Source organism: Pseudomonas sp. P7758 (assembly GCF_013386485.1).
In the GTDB taxonomy this organism is placed as follows: domain Bacteria; phylum Pseudomonadota; class Gammaproteobacteria; order Pseudomonadales; family Pseudomonadaceae; genus Aquipseudomonas.
Genome location: NZ_JACARS010000016.1, coordinates 53,318 through 77,712 on the forward strand (window position 1 = coordinate 53,318; position 24,395 = coordinate 77,712).

Here is a 24,395-nt window from a genome sequence, read left to right on the forward strand (position 1 = left end):
CCGCTCTTTAAATCGCAGCCCAAGTAACAGGTGAATTTCGTGAGCCAGCCTACGCCAGCCGTGCGTACCTTCCAAGACTTGATCCTCGCCCTCCAGCAATACTGGGCCGAGCAAGGTTGTGTGGTACTTCAGCCCTACGATATGGAAGTAGGCGCCGGCACTTTCCACACCGCTACCTTCCTGCGGGCCATCGGCCCGGAAACCTGGAACGCCGCTTATGTGCAGCCCAGTCGTCGCCCGACTGACGGCCGCTACGGCGAAAACCCGAACCGCCTGCAGCACTACTACCAGTTCCAGGTGGTTCTGAAGCCAAACCCGGACAACTTCCAGGAGCTGTACCTGGGCTCGTTGAAACATGTCGGCCTGGACCCGCTGGTCCACGACATCCGTTTCGTCGAAGACAACTGGGAATCGCCAACCCTGGGCGCCTGGGGCCTGGGCTGGGAAGTCTGGCTCAACGGCATGGAAGTGACGCAGTTCACTTACTTCCAGCAAGCCGGCGGCATCGAGTGCTACCCGGTGACCGGCGAGATCACCTACGGTCTCGAGCGCCTGGCCATGTACCTGCAAGGCGTGGACTCGGTCTACGACCTGGTGTGGGCTGACGGCCCGTTCGGCAAGGTGACCTACGGCGACGTGTTCCACCAGAACGAAGTGGAGCAGTCGACCTACAACTTCGAACACGCGAACGTCGAGAAGCTGTTCGAACTGTTCGACTTCTATGAAAGCGAAGCCAAGCGCCTGATCGAACTGGATCAGCCGCTGCCGTTGCCAAGCTATGAAATGGTTCTGAAGGCATCCCACACCTTCAACCTGCTGGACGCCCGTCGTGCCATCTCGGTAACTGCGCGCCAGCAATACATCCTGCGTGTACGCACCCTGGCGCGTTCCGTCGCCCAAGCCTACCTGTTGGCTCGCGCCAAGCTGGGCTTCCCGATGGCCACCCCGGACCTGCGTGATGAAGTGTTGGCTAAGCTGGAGGCTGCACAATGAGTGCTCAAGATTTCCTGGTTGAACTGGGCACCGAAGAGCTGCCACCCAAGGCACTGAATACCCTGGCCGACGCATTCCTGGCCGGTATCGAAAAAGGCCTGCAAACCGCTGGCCTGAAGTTCGCCGCAAAAAAAGTCTACGCCGCGCCGCGCCGACTGGCTGTGTTGCTCACCGCACTGGAAACCCAGCAGCCGGACCGCAGCATCAACCTCGACGGCCCGCCACGCCAGGCCGCCTTCGATGCTGAAGGCAACCCGACTCAAGCCGCCCTTGGTTTTGCCAAGAAGTGTGGCGTCGAGCTGAGCGAAATCGACCAGAGTGGCCCGAAGCTGCGTTTCAGCCAGGTCATCACCGGCAAGCCGACCGCCAGCCTGTTGCCGACCATCGTTGAAGACTCGCTGAACGACCTGCCGATTCCCAAGCGCATGCGCTGGGGTGCCCGCAAGGAAGAGTTCGTGCGCCCGACCCAATGGCTGGTGATGCTGCTCGGTGACCAGGTCATCGACTGCACCATCCTCGCCCAGAAGGCCGGCCGTGATTCACGTGGCCACCGCTTCCACCATCCTGAAGCCGTGCGAATCACCGCGCCCGCCAACTACCTCAATGACCTGCGTGCAGCCTATGTGCTGGCGGATGCCAATGAGCGCCGCGAGCTGATCAGCAAGCGTACCGAAGAGCTGGCCCGCCTGCAGGAAGGCACCGCCATCGTGCCGCCAAGCCTGCTGGACGAAGTGACCGCTTTGGTTGAATGGCCAGTGCCGCTGGTGTGCTCGTTCGAGGAGCGTTTCCTCGACGTGCCGCAGGAAGCGCTGATCACCACCATGCAGGACAACCAGAAGTATTTCTGCCTGCTGGACGTCGACGGCAAGCTGCTGCCGCGCTTCATCACCGTGGCCAACATCGAAAGCAAGGACCCGCAGCAGATCATCGCCGGTAACGAAAAAGTCGTTCGCCCGCGCCTGACTGACGCCGAGTTCTTCTTCAAGCAAGACAAGAAGCAGAAGCTCGAAGACTTCAACCTGCGCCTGCAGAACGTGGTGTTCCAGGAAAAACTCGGCAGCGTATACGACAAGGCCGTACGGGTTTCCAAGCTGGCGGCCTACATCGCGCCACGCATTGGTGGCGATGCTGCCTGGGCTGCGCGTGCCGGCCTGCTGTCCAAGTGCGACCTGGCCACCGAGATGGTCGGCGAGTTCCCGGAGATGCAAGGTGTTGCCGGTTACTACTACGCCCTGAATGATGGCGAGCCGCAGGACGTCGCCCTCGCGCTGAACGAGCAGTACATGCCGCGCGGTGCCGGCGCCGAGCTGCCGACCACCCTCACCGGTGCGGCCGTGGCCATCGCTGACAAGCTGGATACCCTCGTCGGTATCTTCGGTATCGGCATGTTGCCTACCGGCAGCAAAGACCCGTATGCGCTGCGCCGTGCGGCCCTGGGCGTGCTGCGCATCCTGATCGACAAGAAGCTCGACCTCGACCTGACCCAGGCCGTGGTGTTTGCGGTTGGCCAGTTCGGTGCCAAGGTCAAGCAAGCGGGCCTGGCCGAGCAAGTGCTGGAGTTCGTGTTCGACCGTCTGCGTGCGCGTTACGAAGACGAAGGCGTGGATGTTTCGGTGTACCTGTCGGTACGTGCCCTGCAACCAGGTTCGGCGCTGGACTTCGACCAGCGTGTGCAGGCCGTACAGGCCTTCCGCAAGCTGCCGGAAGCCGGTGCCCTGGCCGCCGTGAACAAGCGTGTGTCGAACCTGCTGAGCAAGGCCGACAACCTCGGCAATGCCGAAGTCGACCCGGGCCTGTTTGCCGATGCCAAGGAGTTCTCGCTGAACTCGGCCATCGCCAAGGCAGAAAATGCAGTGAAGCCGCTGATCGCCGAACGCAACTACGCCGAAGCACTGGCGCGCCTGGCCACCTTGCGTGAGCCGGTGGATGCGTTCTTCGAAGCGGTGATGATCAATGCCGAAGACGCGGGCGTGCGGAAAAACCGCTACGCCATGCTGGCGCGCCTGCGCGGCCTGTTCATCAATATCGCTGACATTTCCGTACTGAGCTGACCATGTTGAAACTGCTGATTCTCGATCGGGACGGAGTGATCAATTACGACTCCGACGCTTACATCAAATCGGTGGCGGAATGGATTCCACTGCCCGGCTCGATCGAGGCCATCGCGCAGTTGAGCAAAGCGGGCTGGACAGTGGCCATCGCCACCAACCAGTCCGGCATCGCCCGCGGCTACTACGACATCGCCACCCTCGACGCCATGCACGCGCGCCTGCGCACGCTGGTGGCCGAGCAGGGCGGTGAAGTAGGGCTGGTGGTGTATTGCCCGCACGGCCCGGATGAAGGCTGCGATTGCCGCAAGCCCAAACCGGGTATGCTTAAAACTATTGCTGAACATTACAACGTGCCGTTGGCTGGGCTATGGTTTGTCGGGGACAGCCTCGGTGACCTGGAAGCCGCCAAAGCCGTCGACTCTCAGCCAGTTTTGGTAAAAACCGGGAAAGGCGAAAAGACCCAGGCTAAAACCCTGCCGGTAGGTACTTTGATTTTTGACGATCTGGCGGCGGTTGCCGCAGAACTTATCAACAACTAGCAGCCCTTCTGACTTCCTGACCAAGGACTGTTCGGGAGCGCGCTTTTAACAGGCGGGCGTTGTCCCGCAACGGTAAATGCCGCCATGTCGATTTTGCAGGCCATCAGAACCTTCTTCTTTTACCTGCTGTTGGGCACCAGCTCCTTTCTCTGGTGCACCCTGAGCTTTTTTATCGCGCCTTTCCTGCCGTTCAAGGCGCGCTATCGTTTCATCAACGTCTTTTGGTGCAACTGCGCGCTGTGGTTGACCAAGGTGTTCCTGAACATTCGTTTCGAGATCAAGGGCGCCGAAAACGTCCCGGACCAGCCTTGTGTGATTCTGTCGAACCACCAGAGCACCTGGGAAACCTTTTTCCTGTCTGCGTATTTCTCGCCCCTGAGCCAGGTGCTCAAGCGTGAGCTGCTGTACGTGCCATTCTTCGGCTGGGCCATGGCCATGCTGCGACCGATCGCCATCGACCGCGACAACCCCAAGGCCGCACTCAAGCATGTGGCCAAGAAGGGCGATGAGCTGTTGAAGGATGGGGTTTGGGTGCTGATCTTCCCTGAAGGCACACGCGTGCCCTACGGCACTGTGGGCAAGTTCTCACGTGGCGGTACGGCCCTGGCGGTGAACGCCGGGCTGCCGGTGCTGCCGATTGCCCACAACGCCGGCAAGTTCTGGCCAAAGACCGGCTGGGCCAAGCGTGAAGGCACCATCACTGTAATCATTGGCGAGCCCATGTATGCCGAGGGCGAAGGCCCACGTGCCATTGCAGCGCTGAACGACCGTGCCCAGGCATGGAATGAAGCGCAACAAAGAGCCATGGGTTCGTTGCCGCCGGAGCCGGTTGTGGTCGACACGCCGGTGATTTGAGTTTCTGTGGATAACCTGTGTACGGTTTGTTGGCGAATTGCGCTTTTTAGCTTATAGGCTGCTGATTTACTTACATATTTCCCAAGCTCATAAAACGGCGGAAAAGGTGCATAAGTTTTTTCCGCATTAAAAAACCGGTCCTTGAGACCGGTTTTTTATGCACAGGTGAAAAGCCGCGATTCAGTCTCGCCACAATGGCAGTTGAAGGATGAAGGTCGTACCTTTATCCACCTCGCTCTCGCAGCGAATTCTCCCACCGTGACGATCCACGACGGCCTTGACCATGGTCAGCCCCAACCCCAATCCTTCACTGCCCTGAGCCGAGGCGAAGCGCCGGTATTGAGCGAAGAGTTCGGGCAAATCCTGCGGGGAGATTCCTCGCCCCTGGTCGCTGATACGGCACTGCAAAGCGTCTTCATGGCTGGTCAGGCTTAACGTAACGGTGGTGCCCGATGGGCTGTATTTCACCGCATTTTCCAACAGGTTGAACAAGGCTCGGGTCAGCAGCGATTGGTCTGCCCACACCGTTTCTTCGCCGTCTTCATCCAGGTGATGGACCAGGCGAATGCCTTTCAACTGGGCGTGCACTGCGACTTGATCAAATGCGTCGAGCACCAACATGGCGAACAGGCTGGGCTGGAATTGGTAGCCATCGGATTCGGCTTTCGCCAGCTGCACGAATGATTCGGTCAGGTTCAGGGCACGGCGGACTTGTTGTTCGATCTGCGCAAATATCGGCGCGGCGGTGTCCTGAACATCCAACAGGGCCAGGATCGCCGAATGCGGCGCACGCAAGTCATGGGACAGAAAGCGCAGCAGGGTCTCCCGTTGCTGCTGGGCATCACGCTCAATGCTCAGGTCTGTGAGGCTCAGCAGCCAGCCCAGGGCCACGTCACCGTCTGCGGGCAGCAGCGGCGCCAGGTCGAGGCGCAGGCTGCGGTCAAGGGTGTCGCGGAACTCGACAATCTCCAGCGTCGACAGGGCAGGGCGAACACCGTCCTGCAGCGGTGGGTAACCTAATGCGGCGAGCTGATCCAAGAGGTTTTCGGCCACCAGTTCATTGCCGAACACACCGCGGGCAATTCGATTGGCCAGCAGGACGTTGCCCCTGGGATCGGTAATCAAGGTTGCTACAGGCAAACATTCCAGCCCATCGGCCATGAAGCGACGAGTGTCCCGGGTACGGCTGACCGCTTGTTCGAGGGCGAAGATTCGTCCCTGCAATACATCACCCTGGCTGGCGGGCGCTCGACGGCGCTCCGGGAGCACTTTGGGCTCGTTGTCCAGGCGTGCCAGTTCCCAGCCGAAGTAGGCCAGGATCACGCTCAGGCGCCGCCAGTTCCAGATCAGATAGCTGAGCAACATGCCAACCAGACTTGCTGCCGGCGACCACCAATGGCCCAGGCGCAACAGGCCCCAAGAACCCAGAAGCGCAGCCCCCATGCAACCGAGGGTCAACCACAGTGCATAACGCGGGCGAAACAGCAGAAGGCCCAACAGCACCGCGACCATCGCGGTGGCCAGTAGCGTCGCCATCCACACGGGCAGATCGACAATACTGCGCCCTTGCAGCAAGCCATTGAGAATATTTGCCTGGATCTCCACGCCCGGGGTGGTGCCGACACTAGCCGAAAGCGGCGTGACATAACGGTCGCCCATGCCCGGTGCCGTAGCGCCAATCAGGATCAAGCGGTCGCGCAGCAACTCGGATGGCACCTCCCCGCGCAAGACACTGATATACGGCACGCTGGGAAAGCCGGCATGACTGGCAATAAAAGGAATTCGAATGGCATTTTCCCGCTGCCAGCTGGAGCTTTCCGACGGACCAGGTGCGCCCGGCATTCCGGATCGCTGGCCGCTCAGTTCAAACGCCAGCCAGGCTAACTGCGGTGTCAAATTACCGGGTGGACCTTCACGCAAATACAGGCTTCGAACGATACCGTCGCTGTCCGCTTCCACGTTGATATGGCCGACGCTACGGGCGCAATCACGCAAGGGCAACACAGGCAGGATTTGCGCCACAGGCTGGCCGTAGCGTGGCGAACCTTCACGAATCAAAGGCAACAGGACGTTGCCAGCGCTGCACATAGCCTCGGCCAGGCGCAGGTCATTGGCTGGCTCCCGGGCGGGCTCGCTGAAGATCACATCAAACAGGATGCCGGCAGGCTTGGCGGCGCTCAGCCGATCAAGCAGGTCGGCATGCACACGTCGGGACCACGGCCATTGGCCGAGCTCCTTCAGGCTTCGGTCGTCGATCGTTACCAGCAGGATGCGTGGATCCACCGATAAAGGCGCCAGCCGGCGGAGGCTGTCATACAGCGGGTTATTGAGGGCCAGGCCAGGGCTCAGGGACAGGAAGGCCGTGATGGGTAATAGCAACAGGCTGACCCACAGCCATTCGCGCACCAGGCCATTGAACAGCCGCTGAGCCTGAGTCGGTTGGCGCTTTTCAGCCCTGTGCCACAGCCTCACCGGCTCGCGTCCAGGGCACTACTGCACGCGGTTCGCGGGTGGGTAATAGAAAATGTCATAAACCCCGGTTTCTCCCTCAAGCCCGTGTTCATCATATGCCGACAAGCGAACGTGATAGAACGATGCTTTCAGCCCAGTGAAGCGCATTTGCGGCTTGTCGGAGAAGTTTTCCTGCTTGATGTTCAGAAACTCCTTATCGGTCGCGACCTGGGCCCGGTAGCGCTGGGCCCCGGCCAATGGCCGCAGGAACAGGGTCCAGACAGGCGCATCGCCCTTTTGGCCGTCCTGGCCGACCAACCGTGGCGCATCAAGCAGTTCCACGGGTTTGAGTTCGCCTTGTTTCTTGAAGGCCAGGCCCTGCCGCGCACCAACCTTTACTTCACCAGAGACTGGACCGGTAATGGGCTTCTTCTTGATAGGGCGCGGGCTCGGTGGAGCGTCATCACGATTGACCGCCACTTGCCCGTTGAGTACTTCCACCAGCGATTGTTCGCCATCGTTACGTACACGGAAATGCGTGCCGCGTACCCCTAGAACGCCCACCGGGGTCATGATCTGGAAACGGTCATAGTCGCTGGCACGCTTGATCACGTAAGCCTCGACCTGACCTTCTTCAAGAATCACCTGGGGAATGGATTGCTCCTCGACCAGATGCAATCGGACCTGGGAGCTGGAGGGCAAGACAATCCGCGAGCCGTCCCCCAGCAACAGGCTGACAAATGCGCCCGATGAGGTTTTTACGCTTTCTTGTTCATCAATGAACATGCCTTCTTCCAGGGCCGTGGACACACCCTTGGCATCCAGTTTCCAGGCTTCACCCGTGAGGTGCTGCACCACTGCCGGAAGCGGTTGCGCGCGGCACATCCGGTTGTCGTCGATATAGGGTGCACGGGGAGGGGCAGGGCGTGCCAAGGCCGGAAGACTCACTACGCCAAGCGTAACGATCAGGCCCGAACTCAACAGCGTAGAAGCGGCAGAGCGGAATCGGCAAGGGAAAAAGGTCATGGCGCTCATCAAGATTCTAGTTCTAATGGGTCATCAGAAAGCACTTTCAGGCAGCGTCTTGCAGCGGGAAGACCTTGAGTACCGTCTACGATACTCGATGAGGTATCCAGTCGATAGCCGAAATATCTGGGAGCGTGAGATCCATTGCAGAAGATGACACGTCCCTGTGTCGGAGCACTTCCGTCGCTCCAATCCGTGTGTCATCCAGCGAGAGCGAATTTACCTACAACATAGGTGCATCGGACCGATTCGCAACATTTGTTCAGATTTGCGGGTACTTAAAATACCCAACGTTGGGTCTGCTGCTGTTCGCTGAGTTGCTGAAACGGTGAACGGGCGAAGCCCATGCCATTGCCGGGCTCACTCAAAGTCTGCCGTTCCTCGAACGGCATAGGTATCGCCGGCTTATTGGCCCCGACCGTTTCCGTGCCCAGCGTAGCAACCATCACCACCAATACCAGTCTTCCCCATACATCAACCTTCCCCAGAACGGCCATACGTCTCGAAACAGCATAAAACCAGATTGCCATTGATCCTTTTCCTGAAGGTCTCGAGCCGGTATCTTCCCAGCTTGGGTGTTGACGATTTCCAATGGCTTGCGGCCATTTGATATCAGCGTACCGAGAGATTCAGAGGGCCTGAGAATCTGGCCATAATTGTTCAGATTCGATGCCCGCATTCTTCAATAAGAAAGGACCCTGCCATGCGTGTCGCAATATTGGATGACGAACCTGCTGAACTGCGGCGGGTGGAACAGACACTGCGACAAATCCCCAGCGCTGCGGATCAGCCATGGACCCTGCACTGCTTCGAGCGTGGAGAAGACCTGCTGCGACAACTGCGCCGCGAGACCTTCGACTTGCTGATCCTTGACTGGCAACTGCCCGACCTCAGTGGCCTGGCATTGCTGCGCTGGACCCGCGAGCACATGGAAGCGCCGCCAGCCGCCATAATGCTTACCAGCCGCGATGCCGAGAGCGATATCGTCCAGGCGCTGAACAGTGGTGCCGATGATTACGTCAGCAAGCCGTTTCGTCCCAATGAGCTTAAGGCTCGGGTGAATGCCGTTCTGCGTCGCCACGGGTTGCAGAAGTCTGCAGCCAGTGAGGTGCATACCTTCAATGACCTGACCTTTGATGATGCTGAACTCACGGTGAGCAGGGCGGGAAAACCCATCAGCCTGACGGAGCGCGAATACCGCCTGGCGCGGTGCCTGTTTGAGAACCTGGCGCGGCCGCTGTCTCGAGAGTACCTGTATGAACGGTTCTGGACCCATGAGGAGATGGTGTCGTCGCGGCCGCTGGATACGCATATTTATCGGCTGCGGAATAAGCTCGGGCTGACGGCGGATCGGGGTTGGCAGTTGCTGACGATCTATGGGTACGGATATCGGTTGGAGAGTGTGACGGCGGCTTCCGAGGACTGAGATGTTCCACGTGGAGCATTTATAAAATGCTCATATCCTGCCCATAAAAAAGGCCAACGCTAAGCGTTGGCCTTTTTTTTTGCTGCAACCTGATCAGAAGTCCAGGTTGGAAACCGCCAGGGCATTGCTCTCGATGAAGTCACGACGAGGCTCGACCGCATCACCCATCAGGGTGTTGAAGATCTGGTCCGCGCCAATGGCGTCTTCGATGGTCACGCGCAGCATGCGACGCTGGGCTGGGTCCATGGTGGTTTCCCACAGCTGATCCGGGTTCATTTCGCCCAGACCTTTGTATCGCTGAATGGTGTGGCGCTTGGTGCTTTCCGCCATCAACCAGTCCAGGGCTTCCTTGAACTCTTTGACCGCTTTCTTGCGCTCGCCACGCTGAATGTAAGCACCGTCGTCCAGCAGGGTGCTCAGTTGCGCGCCGAGGGTAACAACCGTCTTGTAGTCGTTGCTGCCGAAGAAGTCGCGGTTGAAGGTGACGTAGTTCGACAGGCCGTGGGAGATCAGTTCGACCTCTGGCAGCCAGACGTTACGTTCACGGTCTTCACGCAGGCTGGCTTTGTAGACCAGGCCGGATTTTTCAACGGTACGCAGGCGGACTTCGTACTGGGCCAACCAAGCCTGCATGTGGGCATGATCACCCAACTGCTCCAGGCTGACGGATGGCAGGTAGATGAAGTGCTCGGTCAGCTCCTGGGGGTACAGGCGCGACAAACGCTTGAGGGTCTTCATCACCATGCGGAAGTCGTTTACCAGGCGCTCCAACGCTTCACCGGAGATGCCCGGGGCTTCGTCGTTCAAGTGCAGGCTCGCATCTTCCAGGGCCGACTGCGTCATGTACTCTTCCATGGCGTCGTCGTCTTTGATGTATTGCTCTTGCTTGCCTTTTTTCACTTTGTACAACGGCGGCTGGGCGATGTAGATGTAGCCACGCTCGATCAACTCCGGCAACTGACGGAAGAAGAACGTCAGCAGCAGGGTGCGGATGTGCGAACCGTCAACGTCAGCATCGGTCATGATGATGATGTTGTGGTAGCGCAGCTTGTCGATGTTGTACTCATCGCGGCCGATGCCACAGCCCAGGGCGGTGATCAAGGTGCCGACTTCCTGCGAGGAAATCATCTTGTCGAAACGCGCCTTCTCGACGTTGAGGATCTTACCCTTCAACGGCAGGATGGCCTGGGTGCGACGGTTGCGACCCTGCTTGGCGGAACCGCCAGCAGAGTCACCTTCCACCAGGTACAGTTCGGAGAGGGCAGGGTCTTTCTCCTGGCAGTCAGCCAGTTTGCCCGGCAGGCCGGCGATATCCAGCGCACCTTTACGACGCGTCATCTCACGGGCTTTACGCGCCGCTTCACGAGCCCGTGCTGCGTCGATCATCTTGCCGACAACCAGCTTGGCTTCGTTCGGGTTTTCCAGCAGGAAGTCGGAGAAGTACTTGCCCATTTCCTGTTCGACCGCTGTCTTCACTTCGGAGGACACCAGCTTGTCTTTGGTCTGGGAGCTGAACTTCGGATCCGGAACCTTGACCGAGATAATGGCGGTCAGGCCTTCGCGGGCATCGTCACCGGTGGTGGCGACTTTGTGTTTCTTCGCCAAGCCTTCCGCTTCGATGTAGGTGTTCAGGTTACGCGTCAGTGCAGAACGGAAACCCACCAGGTGAGTACCGCCATCGCGCTGAGGAATGTTGTTGGTGAAGCACAACAGGTTCTCGTTGAAGCTGTCGTTCCACTGCAGGGCGATTTCTACGCCGATGCCGTCTTCACGCTGGATGTTGAAGTGGAACACCTGATTGACCGCGGTCTTGTTGGTGTTCAGGTATTCAACGAACGCACGCAGACCGCCTTCGTACTTGAACAGCTCTTCCTTGCCGCTGCGTTCGTCCTTGAGGACGATACCCACACCGGAGTTCAGGAAAGACAGTTCACGAATCCGCTTGGCCAGAATGTCCCAGCTGAAGTGGATGTTCTTGAAGGTTTCAGCCGAAGGCTTGAAGTGAATCTGCGTACCAGTGCTTTCGCTGTCACCGACGATTTTCATCGGTTCCTGTGGAACACCATGAACGTAAGTCTGTTCCCAGATCTTGCCGCTACGACGCACAGTCAGGATCAGCTCTTCAGAAAGGGCGTTTACTACCGAAACACCTACACCGTGCAAACCGCCGGATACTTTATAGGAGTTATCGTCGAACTTACCGCCGGCGTGGAGCACGGTCATGATGACCTCTGCCGCCGAAACGCCTTCTTCTTTATGCACATCTACCGGAATGCCGCGACCGTTGTCGCGTACGGTGATGGATTCGTCCGGGTGGATGATGATGCTGATGTCGTCGCAGTGACCGGCCAAAGCTTCGTCGATCGAGTTATCGACCACCTCGAACACCATGTGGTGCAGACCGCTGCCATCATCGGTATCACCGATGTACATACCGGGACGTTTGCGTACGGCATCCAAACCTTTAAGCACTTTAATGCTGGTCGAGTCGTACGTATTCGTATTTTCTTCGCTCATGCCTTCACTCCCGATGGTCGTGGGTCTGGGTGATACGGCCTTGTTCCACGTGGAACAAAGCGACTGGCGTTTCCGTCTGCCAGCCTTCCCTCAATAATTCGTGGTCTACACAGGTGATAAACACCTGGCAGCGTAAGTCTTCCAACAAGCGGCATAACGCGCGGCGGTGCTGCTCGTCCAGTTCGGACGGCAAGTCATCCACCAGATAAATACATTGCCCGCGCCGGGCCTGGCTAACCAGATGCCCCTGGGCGATACGCAAAGCGCAGACCACCAACTTCTGCTGACCGCGGGACAAGATATCCGCAGCATTATGTGCGCCCAATCTAAGGCGCAAATCAGCCCGTTGTGGTCCGGCCTGGGTGTGACCAATTTGCTGATCCCGTTGCAAGGACGTCGCGAGCACTGCACTCAGTTCCCGGTCTTTGTCCCAACCACGGTAGTAGCTCAACGTCAGCCCCTCGAGTTCAAGTAACTCGCTCAAGGTCTGCTCAAAGACTGGTTTCAAGGCTTTGATATAGGCGCGGCGGTATTCATCTATTTCAGCGCTGGCCAGGCACAGTTCCCGGTCCCAAGCAGCTTGTGAAGCGGCGTCAAGTGTACCATGCCGCAGCCATGAGTTCCGCTGCCGCAGGGCCTTCTGCAGGCGCTGCCAAGTGGCCATGAAACGCGGTTCCACGTGGAACACTCCCCAATCGAGGAATTGCCTGCGGATTTTTGGCGCGCCTTCCAGCAAGCGGAAGCTGTCCGGGTTGATCAGTTGCAGCGGCAGGATTTCTGCCAGCTGCGCAGCACTACGAGCATTCTGCCCATCGATGCGGATTTGAAACTCCCCCTGACGATCACGAGAAATCCCCAGGCTGCTATGACCGCCTTCGGCCAATTCGACTTGGCCAAATACTGTGCACGCCAGTTGCTCGTACTGAATCACCGGCAACAAGCGGGCACTGCGAAAGGAACGAGCGAGCCCCAGCAGGTGAATGGCTTCCAGCACGCTGGTTTTGCCACTGCCGTTGGCGCCGTGGAGGATATTGATGCGGGGGGAGGGGGAGAAGGTCACCGGGTGCAAATTGCGCACCGCGGTGACCGAGACGCGACTGAGGGACATCTAGCTTCTGCTGAACATGATTACAGGCGCATCGGCATGACAACGTAAGCCGAGTCATCGTTGTCGGATTCTTGTACCAGGGCGCTGCTGTTGGAGTCAGACAGAATCAGGCGAACCTGTTCAGTGGTCATCACGCCCAGCACGTCCAACAGGTAGCTGACGTTGAAGCCGATTTCCAGGTTGCCGCCGTTGTAGTCGACGCCCACTTCTTCTTCCGCTTCTTCCTGCTCAGGGTTATTCGCCTGGATTTTCAGTTGGCCGTTGGCCAATTGCAGGCGGATACCACGGTATTTCTCGTTGGAAAGAATAGCGGTACGGCTGAACGCTTCACGCAGGGCCTGACGATCACCAATCACCAGCTTGTCGCCGCCTTTAGGCAGAACGCGCTCGTAATCCGGGAACTTGCCGTCAACCAGCTTGGAAGTGAAGGTGAACTCGCCAGTGGTCGCGCGGATGTGGTGCTGGCCCAGCACGATACTGACATTGCCATCCGGCTCAGTCAGCAGGCGCGCGAGTTCCAGAATACCTTTACGCGGCACGATCACCTGGTGGCGATCCGGCTGACCGATATCGGCTTTCATCGAGCACATGGCCAGTCGGTGACCGTCGGTGGCTACGGCGCGGATGATGCCTTCGGAGACTTCCAGCAGCATGCCGTTAAGGTAATAACGCACGTCCTGCTGGGCCATGGCGAAACTGGTGCGCTCGATCAAACGGCGCAGTCGGCTTTGTTCCAGGCTGCAGGTCAGCGAGCCTGGGCCTTCTTCCACGGTCGGGAAGTCGTTGGCCGGCAAGGTCGACAGGGTGAAACGGCTGCGACCGGCCTTGACCACCAGCTTTTGCTCATCAACCTTGATGTCGATCAGCGCGTCGTTGGGCAGGCTCTTGCAGATGTCCATCAGCTTGCGCGCCGGCACGGTGATCTCGCCGGGTTCGGCGGGCTCTTCGAGCTGGACGCGACCGACCAGCTCGACTTCCAGGTCGGTACCGGTCAAGGACAATTGCTGGCCTTCGACAACCAGCAATACGTTGGAAAGCACCGGCAAGGTCTGTCGGCGCTCGACGACGCCTGCGACCAGTTGCAGGGGTTTCAACAGGGCTTCGCGTTGAATGGTGAAATGCATGGTCTAGTCCCTTGCCTTAATAAGCTGCGCTGGTGTTCATCAAGTAGTCAGTGTACGCAGCAGGTTCTTGTAGTCCTCGCGAATATCCGCGTCGGATTCCTTAAGTTCGTTGATCTTGCGGCACGCGTGCAAGACCGTGGTGTGGTCGCGACCGCCAAACACATCACCAATTTCCGGCAGGCTGTGGTTGGTCAGCTCTTTGGAGAGCGCCATCGCTACCTGGCGGGGACGTGCTACCGAGCGCGAACGGCGCTTGGACAGCAGGTCGGAAATCTTGATCTTGTAATACTCGGCCACGGTGCGCTGGATGTTATCCACACTCACCAGCTTGTCTTGCAACGCCAGCAGGTCTTTCAGGGATTCGCGAATCAGCTCGATGGTGATGTCACGACCCATGAAGTGCGAGTGAGCGATGACCCGCTTGAGTGCGCCTTCCAGTTCACGCACGTTGGAGCGAATGCGCTGGGCGATAAAGAACGCGGCGTCGTGCGGCAGGTCGACTTTGGCCTGGTCGGCCTTTTTCATCAGGATCGCGACGCGGGTTTCAAGCTCCGGCGGTTCTACCGCTACGGTCAGGCCCCAGCCGAAGCGCGACTTCAGGCGCTCTTCCAGGCCTTCGATTTCCTTCGGATAACGGTCACTGGTCAGGATGACCTGTTGGCCACCTTCGAGCAACGCGTTGAACGTATGGAAAAACTCTTCCTGGGAACGTTCCTTGCGGGCGAAGAATTGAATGTCATCGATCAGCAAGGCATCAACGGAACGGTAGAACCGCTTGAACTCGTTGATGGCGTTGAGCTGCAACGCCTTGACCATATCGGCCACGAAGCGCTCCGAATGCAGGTACACGACCTTGGCATTCGGGTTCTTCTTTAATAGGTGGTTACCCACGGCGTGCATCAAGTGAGTTTTACCCAAGCCAACGCCACCATAAAGGAAGAGCGGGTTGTAACCATGCTTGGGGTTGTCGGCGACCTGCCAGGCAGCCGCGCGGGCCAGCTGGTTGGATTTACCTTCGACAAAATTCTCAAAGGTGAACGTGCGGTTCAGATAGCTGGTGTGCTTGAGCGCACCCTCTACCTGGACGGTGCGCTGTTCGGCACGAACCGGGGCCTGTTGTGAGCTGGCGCCGGCCATTGGGTCAAAGCTGTCGCGGGACGGCTCTTCATTTATAGGCGCGTTTTTCTGCGACGAGGATTTCGAAGGCGTCTGGGCGACCGGGGCTGGCGAGTTATTAACAGGTGCCGCAGCGGCCTGAGCCTGGGAGGCACTGGCTGCCAACGGTGCATTCGGCGCAGCACGAGGTGCCGAGCTACGTTTGCTGCCTATTAATAAGGAGAGCACCGGAGCAAGCCCGTTGCCATGTTCATCGAGTAATTCGAGAACGCGGCTCAGGTATTTCTCGTTGACCCAGTCGAGAACAAAACGATTGGGTGCGTAGACACGCAACTCGTCGCCTTCGGCTTCGACCTGTAGCGGACGGATCCAGGTGTTGAATTGCTGGGCAGGCAGCTCATCGCGCAAAAGCTCCACGCACTGCTGCCAAAGTTCCACTGACACGGATATCCCCTAAGTTGAAAGCCGGTGAGGCAAAAACAGCCGCCATTGTAGCGGCCAGCCGCCCACTTATCCACATGTAGGTTGCTCACAGGGCGCCAAGAATCAATGCCTTAACCGTAAAAAAGGCGACAAATGGTCTGTGCATAAGCTCTGTGGATAAGCGCCCCTAAGCTCGTTGTACAAGTGGGGTCGAAAGTCTGTGGGTAACTGGCCTGTGGATAACTAGCCATTCCACACACAGCTTATCCGATAGCGCAGCACAGGCAGAGCACCGTTTCTCCCCCGTGTTGTCATTCTCTGTACAGCCCGTAGAATATGGCTTCAAGGCAGTTATCCACAGAAGATGGGGTGCCTAGCTTTTATAAGCTTTACAGAAAAGCTTTAAATAACTTCCTTCTTTATTTTTATATCTATGGCATTGCTCGTGAAAGGCGAATCGCCCGGATTCGGTCCGCAGGCCTCCAGATATCTAATTAAAGGAAAAGCTGGTTGGAAATTGACCTAGAGGCTTGCTTTCTCTAGAATCGCCGGTCTCTTAAAACGGGGGCCATTCCGGCCCGTTGTGGACGAACCAGGTAACACGCCATGAAACGTACTTTCCAACCAAGCACCATCAAACGCGCCCGTACTCACGGCTTCCGTGCTCGCATGGCCACCAAGAACGGCCGTGCTGTCCTGTCGCGTCGCCGCGCCAAAGGTCGTGCGCGTCTGGCAGTTTGATAATCCGGTACTGGTGGTGAGTCAGGACTTCAGTCGGGAAAAGCGTCTGCTAACCCCCCGGCATTTCAAGGCAGTCTTTGACTCCCCCACCGGCAAGGTTCCGGGGAAAAATCTCCTGCTCCTTGCGCGTAACAACGATCTGGATCACCCCCGTCTCGGGTTGGTGATCGGCAAGAAGAGCGTAAAGCTCTCCGTTGAGCGCAATCGCCTCAAGCGTCTGATGCGCGAATCGTTTCGCCTCCACCAGGAGACTCTGGTTGGTTGGGATATTGTTATCGTCGCGCGCAAAGGCTTGGGGGACGTAGAAAACCCCGAATTGATTCAGCATTTCGGCAAGCTCTGGAAACGTTTGGCTCGTACCAACAAGCCAGCACCAGCTGTCAGCACCGAAACTGTAGGGGTAGACAGTACTGATGCGTAAACTGGCCCTCGTTCCGATCCAGTTTTACCGCTATGCCATTAGTCCCCTGATGGCAAACCACTGTCGTTTCTACCCCAGTTGTTCCTGCTACGCGTTGGAAGCCATAGAAAATCATGGCCTTCTGCGCGGTGGCTGGCTGACCTTTCGTCGTTTAGGTCGCTGTCATCCGTGGAATCCCGGTGGTTATGACCCGGTTCCGCCTATCCCTACCTCCCGTTCTTCTTCGATGGCCGAGTAATCATGGATATTAAACGCACGATCCTGATCGTCGCCCTGGCAATCGTGTCCTACTCTATGGTTCTTAAGTGGAACCAGGATTATGGCCAAGCTGCCCTGCCGACTCAGAATGTTGCTACCAATCAGTCGGCGCCGGCTATTCCGGATACGCCACTGGGTAACAATGCTGCCGCCAGTGCCGATGTACCCAGCGCGAATGCCGATACCAGTACCCCGGTAGAAACCCCGGTCGTCACCAATAAAGACCTCATCCATGTAAAAACGGATGTACTGGACCTGGCAATCGACCCACAGGGTGGTGATATCGCCCAGCTGAAGCTGCCGCTGTATCCACGTCGCCAAGACCATCCGGACGTTCCGTTCCAACTGTTCGATAACGGTGGCGAACGTGTATATCTGGCGCAAAGTGGCCTGACCGGTACTGACGGTCCGGATGCTCGTGCTACCGGTCGTCCGGTTTATTCGACCGAACAGAAGACTTATCAACTGGCCGATGGCCAGAACCAGTTGAACGTCGACCTGAAATTCAGTCACGACGGCGTCAACTACATCAAGCGTTTCAGCTTCACCCGCGGTTTGTACGATCTGAAAGTCACTTACCTGATCGACAACGAAAGCGCGAAGCCGTGGACGGGCAACCTGTTTGCCCAGCTCAAGCGTGACAACAGCGCCGATCCTTCTTCCAGCACCGCCACCGGCACCGCGACTTACCTGGGCGCAGCCCTGTGGACAAGTAGCGAGCCGTACAAAAAAGTGTCGATGAAAGATATCGACAAGGGCGCGCTGAAAGAAACCGTTCAAGGTGGCTGGGTTGCCTGGTTGCAACACTACTTCGTGACCGCATGGATCCCGAACAAAGGTGATGCCAACCTGGTTCAAACCCGCAAAGACAGCCAAGGCAACTACATCATTGGCTTTACTGGCCCGACGTTGACCGTCGCGCCGGGTGCCAAGGCTGAAGCCAGCGCCACGTTGTACGCCGGTCCGAAGAGCCAGGCAGTCCTCAAAGAGTTATCCCCAGGTCTGGAACTGACTGTGGATTACGGCATTCTGTGGTTCATTGCCCAGCCGATTTTCTGGCTGCTGCAACATATCCACAGCATTGTGGGTAACTGGGGCTTCTCGATTATCCTGCTGACCATGCTGATCAAGGGGATCTTCTTCCCACTGTCGGCCGCCAGCTACAAGTCGATGGCGCGTATGCGTGCCGTGGCCCCGAAACTGGCTGCGCTGAAAGAACAACATGGCGATGACCGGCAGAAAATGTCCCAGGCCATGATGGAGCTGTACAAGAAAGAGAAGATCAACCCGCTGGGTGGATGCTTGCCGATTCTGGTGCAGATGCCGGTATTCCTGTCGCTGTACTGGGTGCTCCTGGAAAGCGTGGAAATGCGCCAGGCTCCGTTCATGCTGTGGATAACTGACCTGTCGATCAAAGACCCGTTCTTTATCCTGCCGATCATCATGGGCGCGACCATGTTCATCCAGCAGCGCCTGAACCCGACTCCGCCGGACCCGATGCAGGCCAAGGTAATGAAAATGATGCCAATCATCTTCACCTTCTTCTTCCTGTGGTTCCCGGCTGGTCTGGTGCTGTACTGGGTGGTCAACAACTGCCTGTCGATCTCCCAACAGTGGTACATCACACGTAAAATCGAAGCGGCTACCAAAAAAGCCGAGGCGTAATTTACTCTGTGGATAACACCACTCAAGACGCCCCCTAGTGGGGCGTTTTGCTTTCTGTCATTTTTATCCGGGTACCCGCCATGAGCGCTCCTCGTGAAACCATCGCCGCTGTCGCCACCGCTCAAGGTCGTGGTGGTGTCGGTATCGTTCGTATTTCCGGGCCGCTCGCCGGCGTGGCGGCCCAGGCCATCAGCGGGCGGGAACTGAAGCCGAGGTATGCGCATTACGGGCCGTTTTTAGGCGCTGATGAAGAAGTGCTGGATGAAGGTATCGCCCTTTATTTCCCGGGGCCGAACTCCTTTACCGGCGAAGACGTCCTGGAGCTGCAAGGCCACGGCGGCCCGATTGTTCTGGACATGCTGCTGCAGCGTTGCCTGCAGTTGGGTTGCCGCCTGGCACGTCCGGGTGAATTCAGCGAACGCGCGTTCCTCAACGACAAACTCGACCTGGCCCAGGCCGAGGCGATTGCCGACCTGATCGAAGCCAGCTCTGCACAAGCTGCGCGCAATGCGTTGCGCTCGTTGCAGGGCGCGTTTTCCCTGCGTGTGCATAACCTCACCGAACAATTGATCAGCTTGCGCATCTACGTGGAGGCCGCGATTGATTTCCCGGAGGAAGAAATCGACTTCCTTGCCGATGGCCATGTCCTGGCGATGCTGGATAAGGTTCGCGATGAGTTATCCACAGTGCTGCGCGAAGCCGGGCAAGGTGCCTTGCTGCGTGACGGTATGACCGTGGTGATTGCCGGCCGTCCCAACGCCGGCAAGTCGAGCCTGCTCAATGCCCTGGCCGGGCGAGAGGCCGCGATCGTCACCGAGATCGCCGGCACCACGCGGGATATCCTGCGCGAACATATCCACATCGATGGCATGCCCCTGCATGTGGTGGACACCGCTGGACTGCGTGACACCGATGACCAGGTGGAAAAGATCGGGGTGGAACGCGCGTTGAAGGCCATCACGGAAGCTGACCGCGTGTTGCTGGTGGTGGATGCCACCGCGCCAGAGGCTGCAGACCCGTTCGCACTGTGGCCGGAATTCCTTGAACAACGGCCGGACCCGGCCAAGGTCACGCTGATTCGCAACAAGGCTGACCTGACGGGCGAGGCAATTGCCCTGGAAGTCAGTGAAGATGGCCACGTGACAATCAGCTTGAGTGCCAAGGCTGCAGGAGAAGGGCTGGAACTGCTGCGCGATCATCTGAAAGCGTGCATGGGCTACGAGCAGACTTCGGAAAGCAGCTTCAGCGCTCGTCGCAGGCACCTGGAGGCACTGCGGCATGCCAGCGCCGCCCTCGAGCATGGCCGTGCGCAACTGACGCTGGCAGGAGCCGGTGAGCTGCTGGCTGAAGATTTACGCCAGGCGCAGCAGCTGTTGGGTGAGATCACCGGCGCATTCAGCTCCGATGATTTGTTGGGGCGGATCTTTTCAAGCTTCTGTATCGGGAAATAGGCGGTTATCCACAGCTGGCTGGTTACCAGTTGTAGGAAACAGTTCCGAGTAGCGTCCGGCTTTCACCCCAGTAGCAGCGGCCCGCATCGTTGCAGCCGGACACATACTCCTTGTCGAACAGGTTCTTCGCGTTCACGTCTACCGACCAGTGCTGGTCAATCTGGTAACCAATGGCGGCATCCACCAACGTCACGCTTCCAGCATCCAGCTTCCCGTAAAGAGAAGGCGCGGTGTAAGCGAAAGTGCTGTCGAAGTAGCGCACGCCGCCACCGACGGACAATCCCTTGAGCTGGCCATCAAGAAAGCGGTATTTGCCCCAGACCGAAGCCTGATTACGCGGAACACCGGTCATCTGGTGACCTTCCACGAGCGACGTTGCCGAATCCTTGGTAATCCGAGCATCGGTGTAGGTGTAGGCCGCAGTCACGTTCAAATTAGGTGTGAGGTTGCTGTTGACCTCCACTTCCACACCCTTGGCCCGGCTTTCGCCGACCTGGCGGTAGGTATTGGTCGTGGCGTCGAGGTACGTGTCGTCCTGCTTGCGCAAGTCATAGACCGACAACGTCATCGCCGTGTCCCAGCCGATCGGCTCGTACTTGAGGCCTACTTCGTATTGACTGCTGGTGATCGGGTCCAGCGGTGTGCCGGCATTGGAGATCTGCTGTACCGGAACGAACGCGGTCGAGTAGCTGACATATGGCGTCAGGCCATTGTCGAACTGGTACATGATCCCGCCCTGATAGGTGAACTTGCGGTCTTCAGAGCTGATGTTGCCGGCCTTGGCCACCTTGTCGCGAAAATCACTGTCGACCCAGTCCTGCCGCCCGCCGAGCAAGAATAACCAGTGGTCATACTTGCTCTGAAGCTGTGCATAAACACCTTTCATTTGCTGTTCGAGCAACGTGTTTTGCACTGCGAGAGGCGTCAATGGATCCCTCAGGTACACCGGGTTATACACATTGATCGTGCCTGCAAATCCGGCATTCCAATCCTGGCTGAACGAGGTACGGTCATAGCTGGCACCGAACAGCACGGTATTTTCCAGCCCGCCTACCTGGAATTTGCCTTCCAACTGGTTATCCAGCGAGTAGACCATCGATTTGTTGTAGCGGTCGTAGGCATTCATGTTCAGCTGTGTGCCGAACCCCGCATTATTCAGGTTGCCTGGCCAGGTTTCATGGCGGGTGATTCGCGACTGCATGTAGCGCGAGTTCTGCCGAAACTGCCAGTCGTCGTTGAAGCTGTGGCTGAACTCGTAGCCGGTGCTCCAGGTTTCCCGTTCGAAGGTGTTCCAATCCGGGTCACCGAGCATGGTGTGCTTGGAGAGCTTTCCGTTGGGGTTGGTCAGTAACGTGCCTGCTGCAGGTAGGCCAAGTTCAAGATTGGTGTGGTCTTTCTGGTAGTTGGCCAGCAGCGTCAGGGTGTTGTAGTCGTCGAAATTGAGGGTCAGGGACGGTGCGATATACAGGCGGTCATCGGGAACGTGATCGGTCTGGGTGTCGGACTTCCTGCCGAGCATCACCACCCGTCCAAGGATATTGCCGCTGTCGTCCAAGGGACCGGAGATATCCACACCCACCTGGCGCCGGTTATTAGAACCGTAGGTCAGCTGAACTTCGCCTTGTGGTGTAGCTGTCGGGTGTTTACTCACCAGGTTGACCAGGCCACCGGGTGCGTTTTCGCCGTAGAGCAGGGAAGAAGGGCCACGGAATATCTCCACCCGTTCCAGGCCATAAGGTTCGCTGGTGGTGTCATACCGGTTGCCTTGGACTCGCAAGCCATCGCGCAGCAGGCCGTAGCCATAATCCGTGGCGTTGAAACCGCGAATGAAGAACAAGTCACCGGCCAGCCCGTCGCCCGCAGCGAAGGGAGGGGCAAAGATTCCCGGCACATAGCCCAGCACTTCGGTGAGCGTCTGGGATTTTTGATCCTTGATGCGCTGGCCGGTCACCACCGACACCGAGCGCGGGGTTTCCGACAATGGTGTGCTGGTCTTGGTACCGATTCGGCTGTTTTGCGCCTTGTAACCTACGTCCCCGGCAATTTCCTGATTGAACCCAGTCTGTTGATAAGTGCTGACAGTAGTGGGGGCCAGCATGAGCTGTTCCCCGCTCGCAGCCGGCTGCAGCGCGTAGCTGCCGGGGCCTTGAACCGCCGCCTGCAATCCCGAGTTTTGCAGCAATAACGCAAACCCTTGCTCCACCGAGTAGTCACCCTCCAGCCCAGGACTTTGCAGGCGCGCCGTCTGCTGCGGCGAGAATGACAGAATCACATTGGCCTTCGACGCGAATTGGCTCAAGGCATTGTCGAGTGGCCCGGAGGCGATCACGTAATGTTGCACTGGGCTGGCAGCAATGGCCCGAGTGCATAGCAAGGTGCTGGCAGTCGCTGCCGTGGCCAGCAGCAAGCCATACGTGATGCCGTGATGGGAGAGACGCTGGCGAAGTTTTGTAGGAAGGCGCATGTGTGAGTAAGCCCTGAAGGTAGCATCGTGATTACCTGTAGGGCCGCGCCAGGTAAAAAAAAGATAACCCCCGCTGAGAGTATTTTTTCAGTATCAAGTTGTAAGCGTGACGGAGACCCAATAGCGCGTGAAATACTTCACGTGGATCGGCAGCGTGACCTGCAGGTTGGCCAATACGGCGTCGGTGGAATCCAGACGGAAAGTGCCGGACACCCGCAGCCGCGCTGATGCGGCATCGCACTGCATAACGCCCGGCCGATAGCGCGCCAGTTCGTCGATGACATCCCCCAGTCGCGCATCCAGAACGATCAGTTGGCCGTCGACCCATGCGGCTTGGTTCCCGCGATAGATATGGCTGGGGCCTACGTCTTGCGTGCCGAAGTCGACACTTTCACCAGGTCCGAGCACTCGGCTATGGGCCGGCTGGTCGACGGGTTGCACGCTGACCCGGTCTTCCAGCACACCAACCCGCGTCGACCCTTGCAGTTGGCGAACAGTGAACCGCGTACCCAAGGCTTGAACACGACCCTCATGGGTTTCAACATAAAACGGTGTTTGCCGGCCCGACTTTCCGGTGTGGATAAGTACTTCCCCCTCACGCAAACGGATCAGTCGCTGCTGCCCGTCGAAAAGTACGTCGATAGCCGTGTTCGTATTGAGGTCAATTTGAGTGCCGTCGGCCAACCCGATTCGCCGTCGTTCGCCGACCTTGGTCCGATAGTCAGCCCAGAGGTTGCCCAGGGACGTGTGTTGTTGAACGTTCCACCCCAAGTACCCGGCGGCACCGAGCATCAGCATCAGCTTGAGCACTTGCCGCCGTTGTTGACTGGCCGAGAGCGCACGACGGGTGAAGTCCTTGGGTAGCGCACCGAGGCCACGTTGCAACTGCTCCATCTGGTTCCAGGCCGCCTGATGGGAGGGATCGCCGTTGAGCCATTGCTGCCAGGCACTTTGTTGCGCGGGTGTCGGTGGCTGCGATTGAAATTGCACGTACCAACTGGCGGCGGCTTCGAACGTCTTGCGATCCGGGGCAGCCATTACATGCCCGCCATGATCAAGGCGCATTCAGTCAGGGCCCGAACCATATGTTTCTTGACGGTGGTCAGCGAGACACGCAACTGATCGGCGATCTGTTGATAAGTCAGGCCTTCGACCTGGGACAGCATGAAAATTCGCCTGGCCCGTTCCCCCAGCCCACACAAGGCTTTATCCACAGCAACGAGGGTTTCAATGATGATGGCCTTGTCTTCTTCACTGATTGCGATCGCTTCGGGCCGGTCTGCCAGGGTTTGCAGATAGGCCTGCTCAATGGCGCGGCGGCGATAGCGGTCAATCACCAGTCCCCGGGCAACTGTGGCCAGATAGTCCCTGGGCTCGAGGATCTGCGTCGCATTGCGGCCGCCCAGGATCCGCACGAACGTATCGTGTGCCACGTCAGCTGCATCGCAGGCGTTATGCAACTTTCCCTTGAGCCAGCTGTGCAACCACGAATGGTGCTGCTCATAGATGTGCTGGACTGCAACGGTATGCGAGGGAAGGGCCATTAGAGGTGACGAGGCAGGTTAATGATAATAACTATTATTAACTGCCGTGGCGCTTTCTCACAATAGGCGTTCCATCAACCCGTTTCACAAATGCAAATGAACTGTTTCCTGCCTGACCGAGGATTTTCGGAGGCATCTGCCTGCCTGAAACTTATCGGGATCCGTATTTTCTGTGGATTAAGCCCTGTGAATAACCGCCCCTGTGCCCAGTTGATAACCAGG

Annotated in this window: 20 protein-coding genes; 10 read left to right on the plus strand and 10 right to left on the minus strand. The window is 58.0% G+C overall.

Annotation, left to right across the window (positions count from 1 at the left end; all coding sequences use genetic code 11):
* The first annotated feature begins 39 nt into the window (after positions 1 to 39).
* From glyQ to HX873_RS04145, 4 genes are all read left to right on the plus strand, one after another.
* Positions 40 to 993 carry a glycine--tRNA ligase subunit alpha gene (glyQ, locus tag HX873_RS04130; RefSeq protein ID WP_003213601.1) on the plus strand — a complete coding sequence of 318 codons (954 nt, stop codon included), beginning with the start codon at positions 40 to 42 and terminating at the stop codon, positions 991 to 993.
* Positions 990 to 3,044 carry a glycine--tRNA ligase subunit beta gene (glyS, locus tag HX873_RS04135; RefSeq protein ID WP_003213599.1) on the plus strand — a complete coding sequence of 685 codons (2,055 nt, stop codon included), beginning with the start codon at positions 990 to 992 and terminating at the stop codon, positions 3,042 to 3,044. Before glyQ ends, glyS begins: the two co-directional genes overlap by 4 nt.
* A gap of 2 nt (positions 3,045 to 3,046) precedes the next feature.
* Positions 3,047 to 3,583: a D-glycero-beta-D-manno-heptose 1,7-bisphosphate 7-phosphatase gene (gene gmhB, locus HX873_RS04140; RefSeq protein ID WP_166742131.1), complete on the plus strand. Its 537-nt coding sequence runs from the start codon at positions 3,047 to 3,049 to the stop codon at positions 3,581 to 3,583.
* An 84-nt stretch (positions 3,584 to 3,667) separates the two neighbouring features.
* Complete coding sequence (locus HX873_RS04145; RefSeq protein ID WP_003213596.1) at positions 3,668 to 4,438, plus strand: 1-acyl-sn-glycerol-3-phosphate acyltransferase; 771 nt, start codon at positions 3,668 to 3,670, stop codon at positions 4,436 to 4,438.
* A gap of 180 nt (positions 4,439 to 4,618) precedes the next feature.
* On the opposite strand, the gene HX873_RS04150 is transcribed toward HX873_RS04145, so the two are convergent.
* From HX873_RS04150 to HX873_RS04160, 3 genes are all read right to left on the minus strand, one after another.
* Entirely contained in the window at positions 4,619 to 6,910 is a 2,292-nt protein-coding gene (locus HX873_RS04150) for a CHASE2 domain-containing protein (RefSeq protein ID WP_177122411.1), read from the minus strand.
* Positions 6,911 to 6,928: 18 nt separating this feature from the next.
* Positions 6,929 to 7,924: a FecR domain-containing protein gene (locus HX873_RS04155; RefSeq protein ID WP_250884777.1), complete on the minus strand. Its 996-nt coding sequence runs from the start codon at positions 7,922 to 7,924 to the stop codon at positions 6,929 to 6,931.
* 269 nt (positions 7,925 to 8,193) lie between these two features.
* Positions 8,194 to 8,445 (minus strand): hypothetical protein, encoded by a 252-nt coding sequence (locus HX873_RS04160; RefSeq protein WP_003213590.1) that lies wholly within the window; start codon positions 8,443 to 8,445, stop codon positions 8,194 to 8,196.
* A gap of 173 nt (positions 8,446 to 8,618) precedes the next feature.
* Between HX873_RS04160 and HX873_RS04165 the strand changes: the two genes are divergently transcribed.
* The gene (locus tag HX873_RS04165; protein ID WP_003213588.1) at positions 8,619 to 9,341 is read left to right on the plus strand and encodes a response regulator transcription factor; all 723 of its coding nucleotides are present in this window, start codon (positions 8,619 to 8,621) and stop codon (positions 9,339 to 9,341) included.
* Positions 9,342 to 9,434: 93 nt separating this feature from the next.
* Here the strand turns inward: HX873_RS04165 and gyrB are convergent, their stop codons facing one another.
* Genes gyrB through dnaA form a run of 4 tightly spaced genes read right to left on the minus strand, consistent with a single transcriptional unit; the run spans position 9,435 to position 15,650 of the window.
* Positions 9,435 to 11,858 carry a DNA topoisomerase (ATP-hydrolyzing) subunit B gene (gene gyrB / locus HX873_RS04170; RefSeq protein ID WP_003213587.1) on the minus strand — a complete coding sequence of 808 codons (2,424 nt, stop codon included), beginning with the start codon at positions 11,856 to 11,858 and terminating at the stop codon, positions 9,435 to 9,437.
* Between the two features lie 4 nt (positions 11,859 to 11,862).
* Positions 11,863 to 12,966, minus strand: a complete 1,104-nt coding sequence (gene recF / locus HX873_RS04175; protein WP_003213585.1) for a DNA replication/repair protein RecF — start codon at positions 12,964 to 12,966, stop codon at positions 11,863 to 11,865.
* A 20-nt stretch (positions 12,967 to 12,986) separates the two neighbouring features.
* The gene (dnaN, locus tag HX873_RS04180) at positions 12,987 to 14,090 is read right to left on the minus strand and encodes a DNA polymerase III subunit beta (RefSeq protein ID WP_003213582.1); all 1,104 of its coding nucleotides are present in this window, start codon (positions 14,088 to 14,090) and stop codon (positions 12,987 to 12,989) included.
* A gap of 39 nt (positions 14,091 to 14,129) precedes the next feature.
* Positions 14,130 to 15,650, minus strand: a complete 1,521-nt coding sequence (dnaA, locus tag HX873_RS04185) for a chromosomal replication initiator protein DnaA (protein ID WP_032868695.1) — start codon at positions 15,648 to 15,650, stop codon at positions 14,130 to 14,132.
* Positions 15,651 to 16,235: 585 nt separating this feature from the next.
* Here dnaA and rpmH point away from each other — a divergent pair.
* The 5 genes from rpmH (at position 16,236) to mnmE (ending at position 20,165) form a co-directional block, all read left to right on the plus strand.
* On the plus strand, positions 16,236 to 16,370 hold the full coding sequence (rpmH, locus tag HX873_RS04190; protein WP_003213577.1) for a 50S ribosomal protein L34: 135 nt from the start codon (positions 16,236 to 16,238) through the stop codon (positions 16,368 to 16,370).
* A 16-nt stretch (positions 16,371 to 16,386) separates the two neighbouring features.
* A complete protein-coding gene (rnpA, locus tag HX873_RS04195; RefSeq protein ID WP_010168490.1) occupies positions 16,387 to 16,791 on the plus strand; it encodes a ribonuclease P protein component in 405 nt (134 codons plus the stop codon).
* Positions 16,784 to 17,029 carry a membrane protein insertion efficiency factor YidD gene (gene yidD / locus HX873_RS04200; RefSeq protein ID WP_003213574.1) on the plus strand — a complete coding sequence of 82 codons (246 nt, stop codon included), beginning with the start codon at positions 16,784 to 16,786 and terminating at the stop codon, positions 17,027 to 17,029. Before rnpA ends, yidD begins: the two co-directional genes overlap by 8 nt.
* 2 nt (positions 17,030 to 17,031) lie before the next feature.
* Positions 17,032 to 18,714: a membrane protein insertase YidC gene (gene yidC / locus HX873_RS04205; RefSeq protein WP_003213572.1), complete on the plus strand. Its 1,683-nt coding sequence runs from the start codon at positions 17,032 to 17,034 to the stop codon at positions 18,712 to 18,714.
* Positions 18,715 to 18,794: 80 nt separating this feature from the next.
* Positions 18,795 to 20,165 carry a tRNA uridine-5-carboxymethylaminomethyl(34) synthesis GTPase MnmE gene (gene mnmE, locus HX873_RS04210; protein WP_008439550.1) on the plus strand — a complete coding sequence of 457 codons (1,371 nt, stop codon included), beginning with the start codon at positions 18,795 to 18,797 and terminating at the stop codon, positions 20,163 to 20,165.
* 22 nt (positions 20,166 to 20,187) lie between these two features.
* Here mnmE and HX873_RS04215 read toward each other — a convergent pair whose 3' ends face one another.
* The 3 genes from HX873_RS04215 to HX873_RS04225 form a co-directional block, all read right to left on the minus strand.
* Positions 20,188 to 22,629 (minus strand): TonB-dependent siderophore receptor, encoded by a 2,442-nt coding sequence (locus HX873_RS04215; protein ID WP_102370204.1) that lies wholly within the window; start codon positions 22,627 to 22,629, stop codon positions 20,188 to 20,190.
* Between the two features lie 93 nt (positions 22,630 to 22,722).
* Positions 22,723 to 23,667 (minus strand): FecR domain-containing protein, encoded by a 945-nt coding sequence (locus HX873_RS04220; RefSeq protein WP_177122412.1) that lies wholly within the window; start codon positions 23,665 to 23,667, stop codon positions 22,723 to 22,725.
* Positions 23,667 to 24,173: a sigma-70 family RNA polymerase sigma factor gene (locus HX873_RS04225; RefSeq protein WP_008439546.1), complete on the minus strand. Its 507-nt coding sequence runs from the start codon at positions 24,171 to 24,173 to the stop codon at positions 23,667 to 23,669. The genes HX873_RS04220 and HX873_RS04225 overlap by 1 nt, the downstream gene beginning before the upstream one ends.
* Between the last annotated feature and the right edge of the window lie 222 nt (positions 24,174 to 24,395).

Excerpts from the sequence above, each read along its gene's own strand:
- glyS (WP_003213599.1), top strand. The coding sequence starts at position 990 with ATGAGTGCTCAAGATTTCCTGGTTGAACTGGGCACCGAAGAGCTGCCA.
- gmhB (WP_166742131.1), top strand. The coding sequence starts at position 3,047 with ATGTTGAAACTGCTGATTCTCGATCGGGACGGAGTGATCAATTACGAC.
- HX873_RS04145 (WP_003213596.1), top strand. The coding sequence starts at position 3,668 with ATGTCGATTTTGCAGGCCATCAGAACCTTCTTCTTTTACCTGCTGTTG.
- HX873_RS04155 (WP_250884777.1), bottom strand. The coding sequence starts at position 7,924 with ATGAGCGCCATGACCTTTTTCCCTTGCCGATTCCGCTCTGCCGCTTCT.
- HX873_RS04160 (WP_003213590.1), bottom strand. The coding sequence starts at position 8,445 with ATGGCAATCTGGTTTTATGCTGTTTCGAGACGTATGGCCGTTCTGGGG.
- HX873_RS04165 (WP_003213588.1), top strand. The coding sequence starts at position 8,619 with ATGCGTGTCGCAATATTGGATGACGAACCTGCTGAACTGCGGCGGGTG.
- gyrB (WP_003213587.1), bottom strand. The coding sequence starts at position 11,858 with ATGAGCGAAGAAAATACGAATACGTACGACTCGACCAGCATTAAAGTG.
- recF (WP_003213585.1), bottom strand. The coding sequence starts at position 12,966 with ATGTCCCTCAGTCGCGTCTCGGTCACCGCGGTGCGCAATTTGCACCCG.
- dnaN (WP_003213582.1), bottom strand. The coding sequence starts at position 14,090 with ATGCATTTCACCATTCAACGCGAAGCCCTGTTGAAACCCCTGCAACTG.
- rpmH (WP_003213577.1), top strand. The coding sequence starts at position 16,236 with ATGAAACGTACTTTCCAACCAAGCACCATCAAACGCGCCCGTACTCAC.
- yidD (WP_003213574.1), top strand. The coding sequence starts at position 16,784 with ATGCGTAAACTGGCCCTCGTTCCGATCCAGTTTTACCGCTATGCCATT.
- yidC (WP_003213572.1), top strand. The coding sequence starts at position 17,032 with ATGGATATTAAACGCACGATCCTGATCGTCGCCCTGGCAATCGTGTCC.
- mnmE (WP_008439550.1), top strand. The coding sequence starts at position 18,795 with ATGAGCGCTCCTCGTGAAACCATCGCCGCTGTCGCCACCGCTCAAGGT.
- HX873_RS04215 (WP_102370204.1), bottom strand. The coding sequence starts at position 22,629 with ATGCGCCTTCCTACAAAACTTCGCCAGCGTCTCTCCCATCACGGCATC.
- HX873_RS04220 (WP_177122412.1), bottom strand. The coding sequence starts at position 23,667 with ATGGCTGCCCCGGATCGCAAGACGTTCGAAGCCGCCGCCAGTTGGTAC.
- HX873_RS04225 (WP_008439546.1), bottom strand. The coding sequence starts at position 24,173 with ATGGCCCTTCCCTCGCATACCGTTGCAGTCCAGCACATCTATGAGCAG.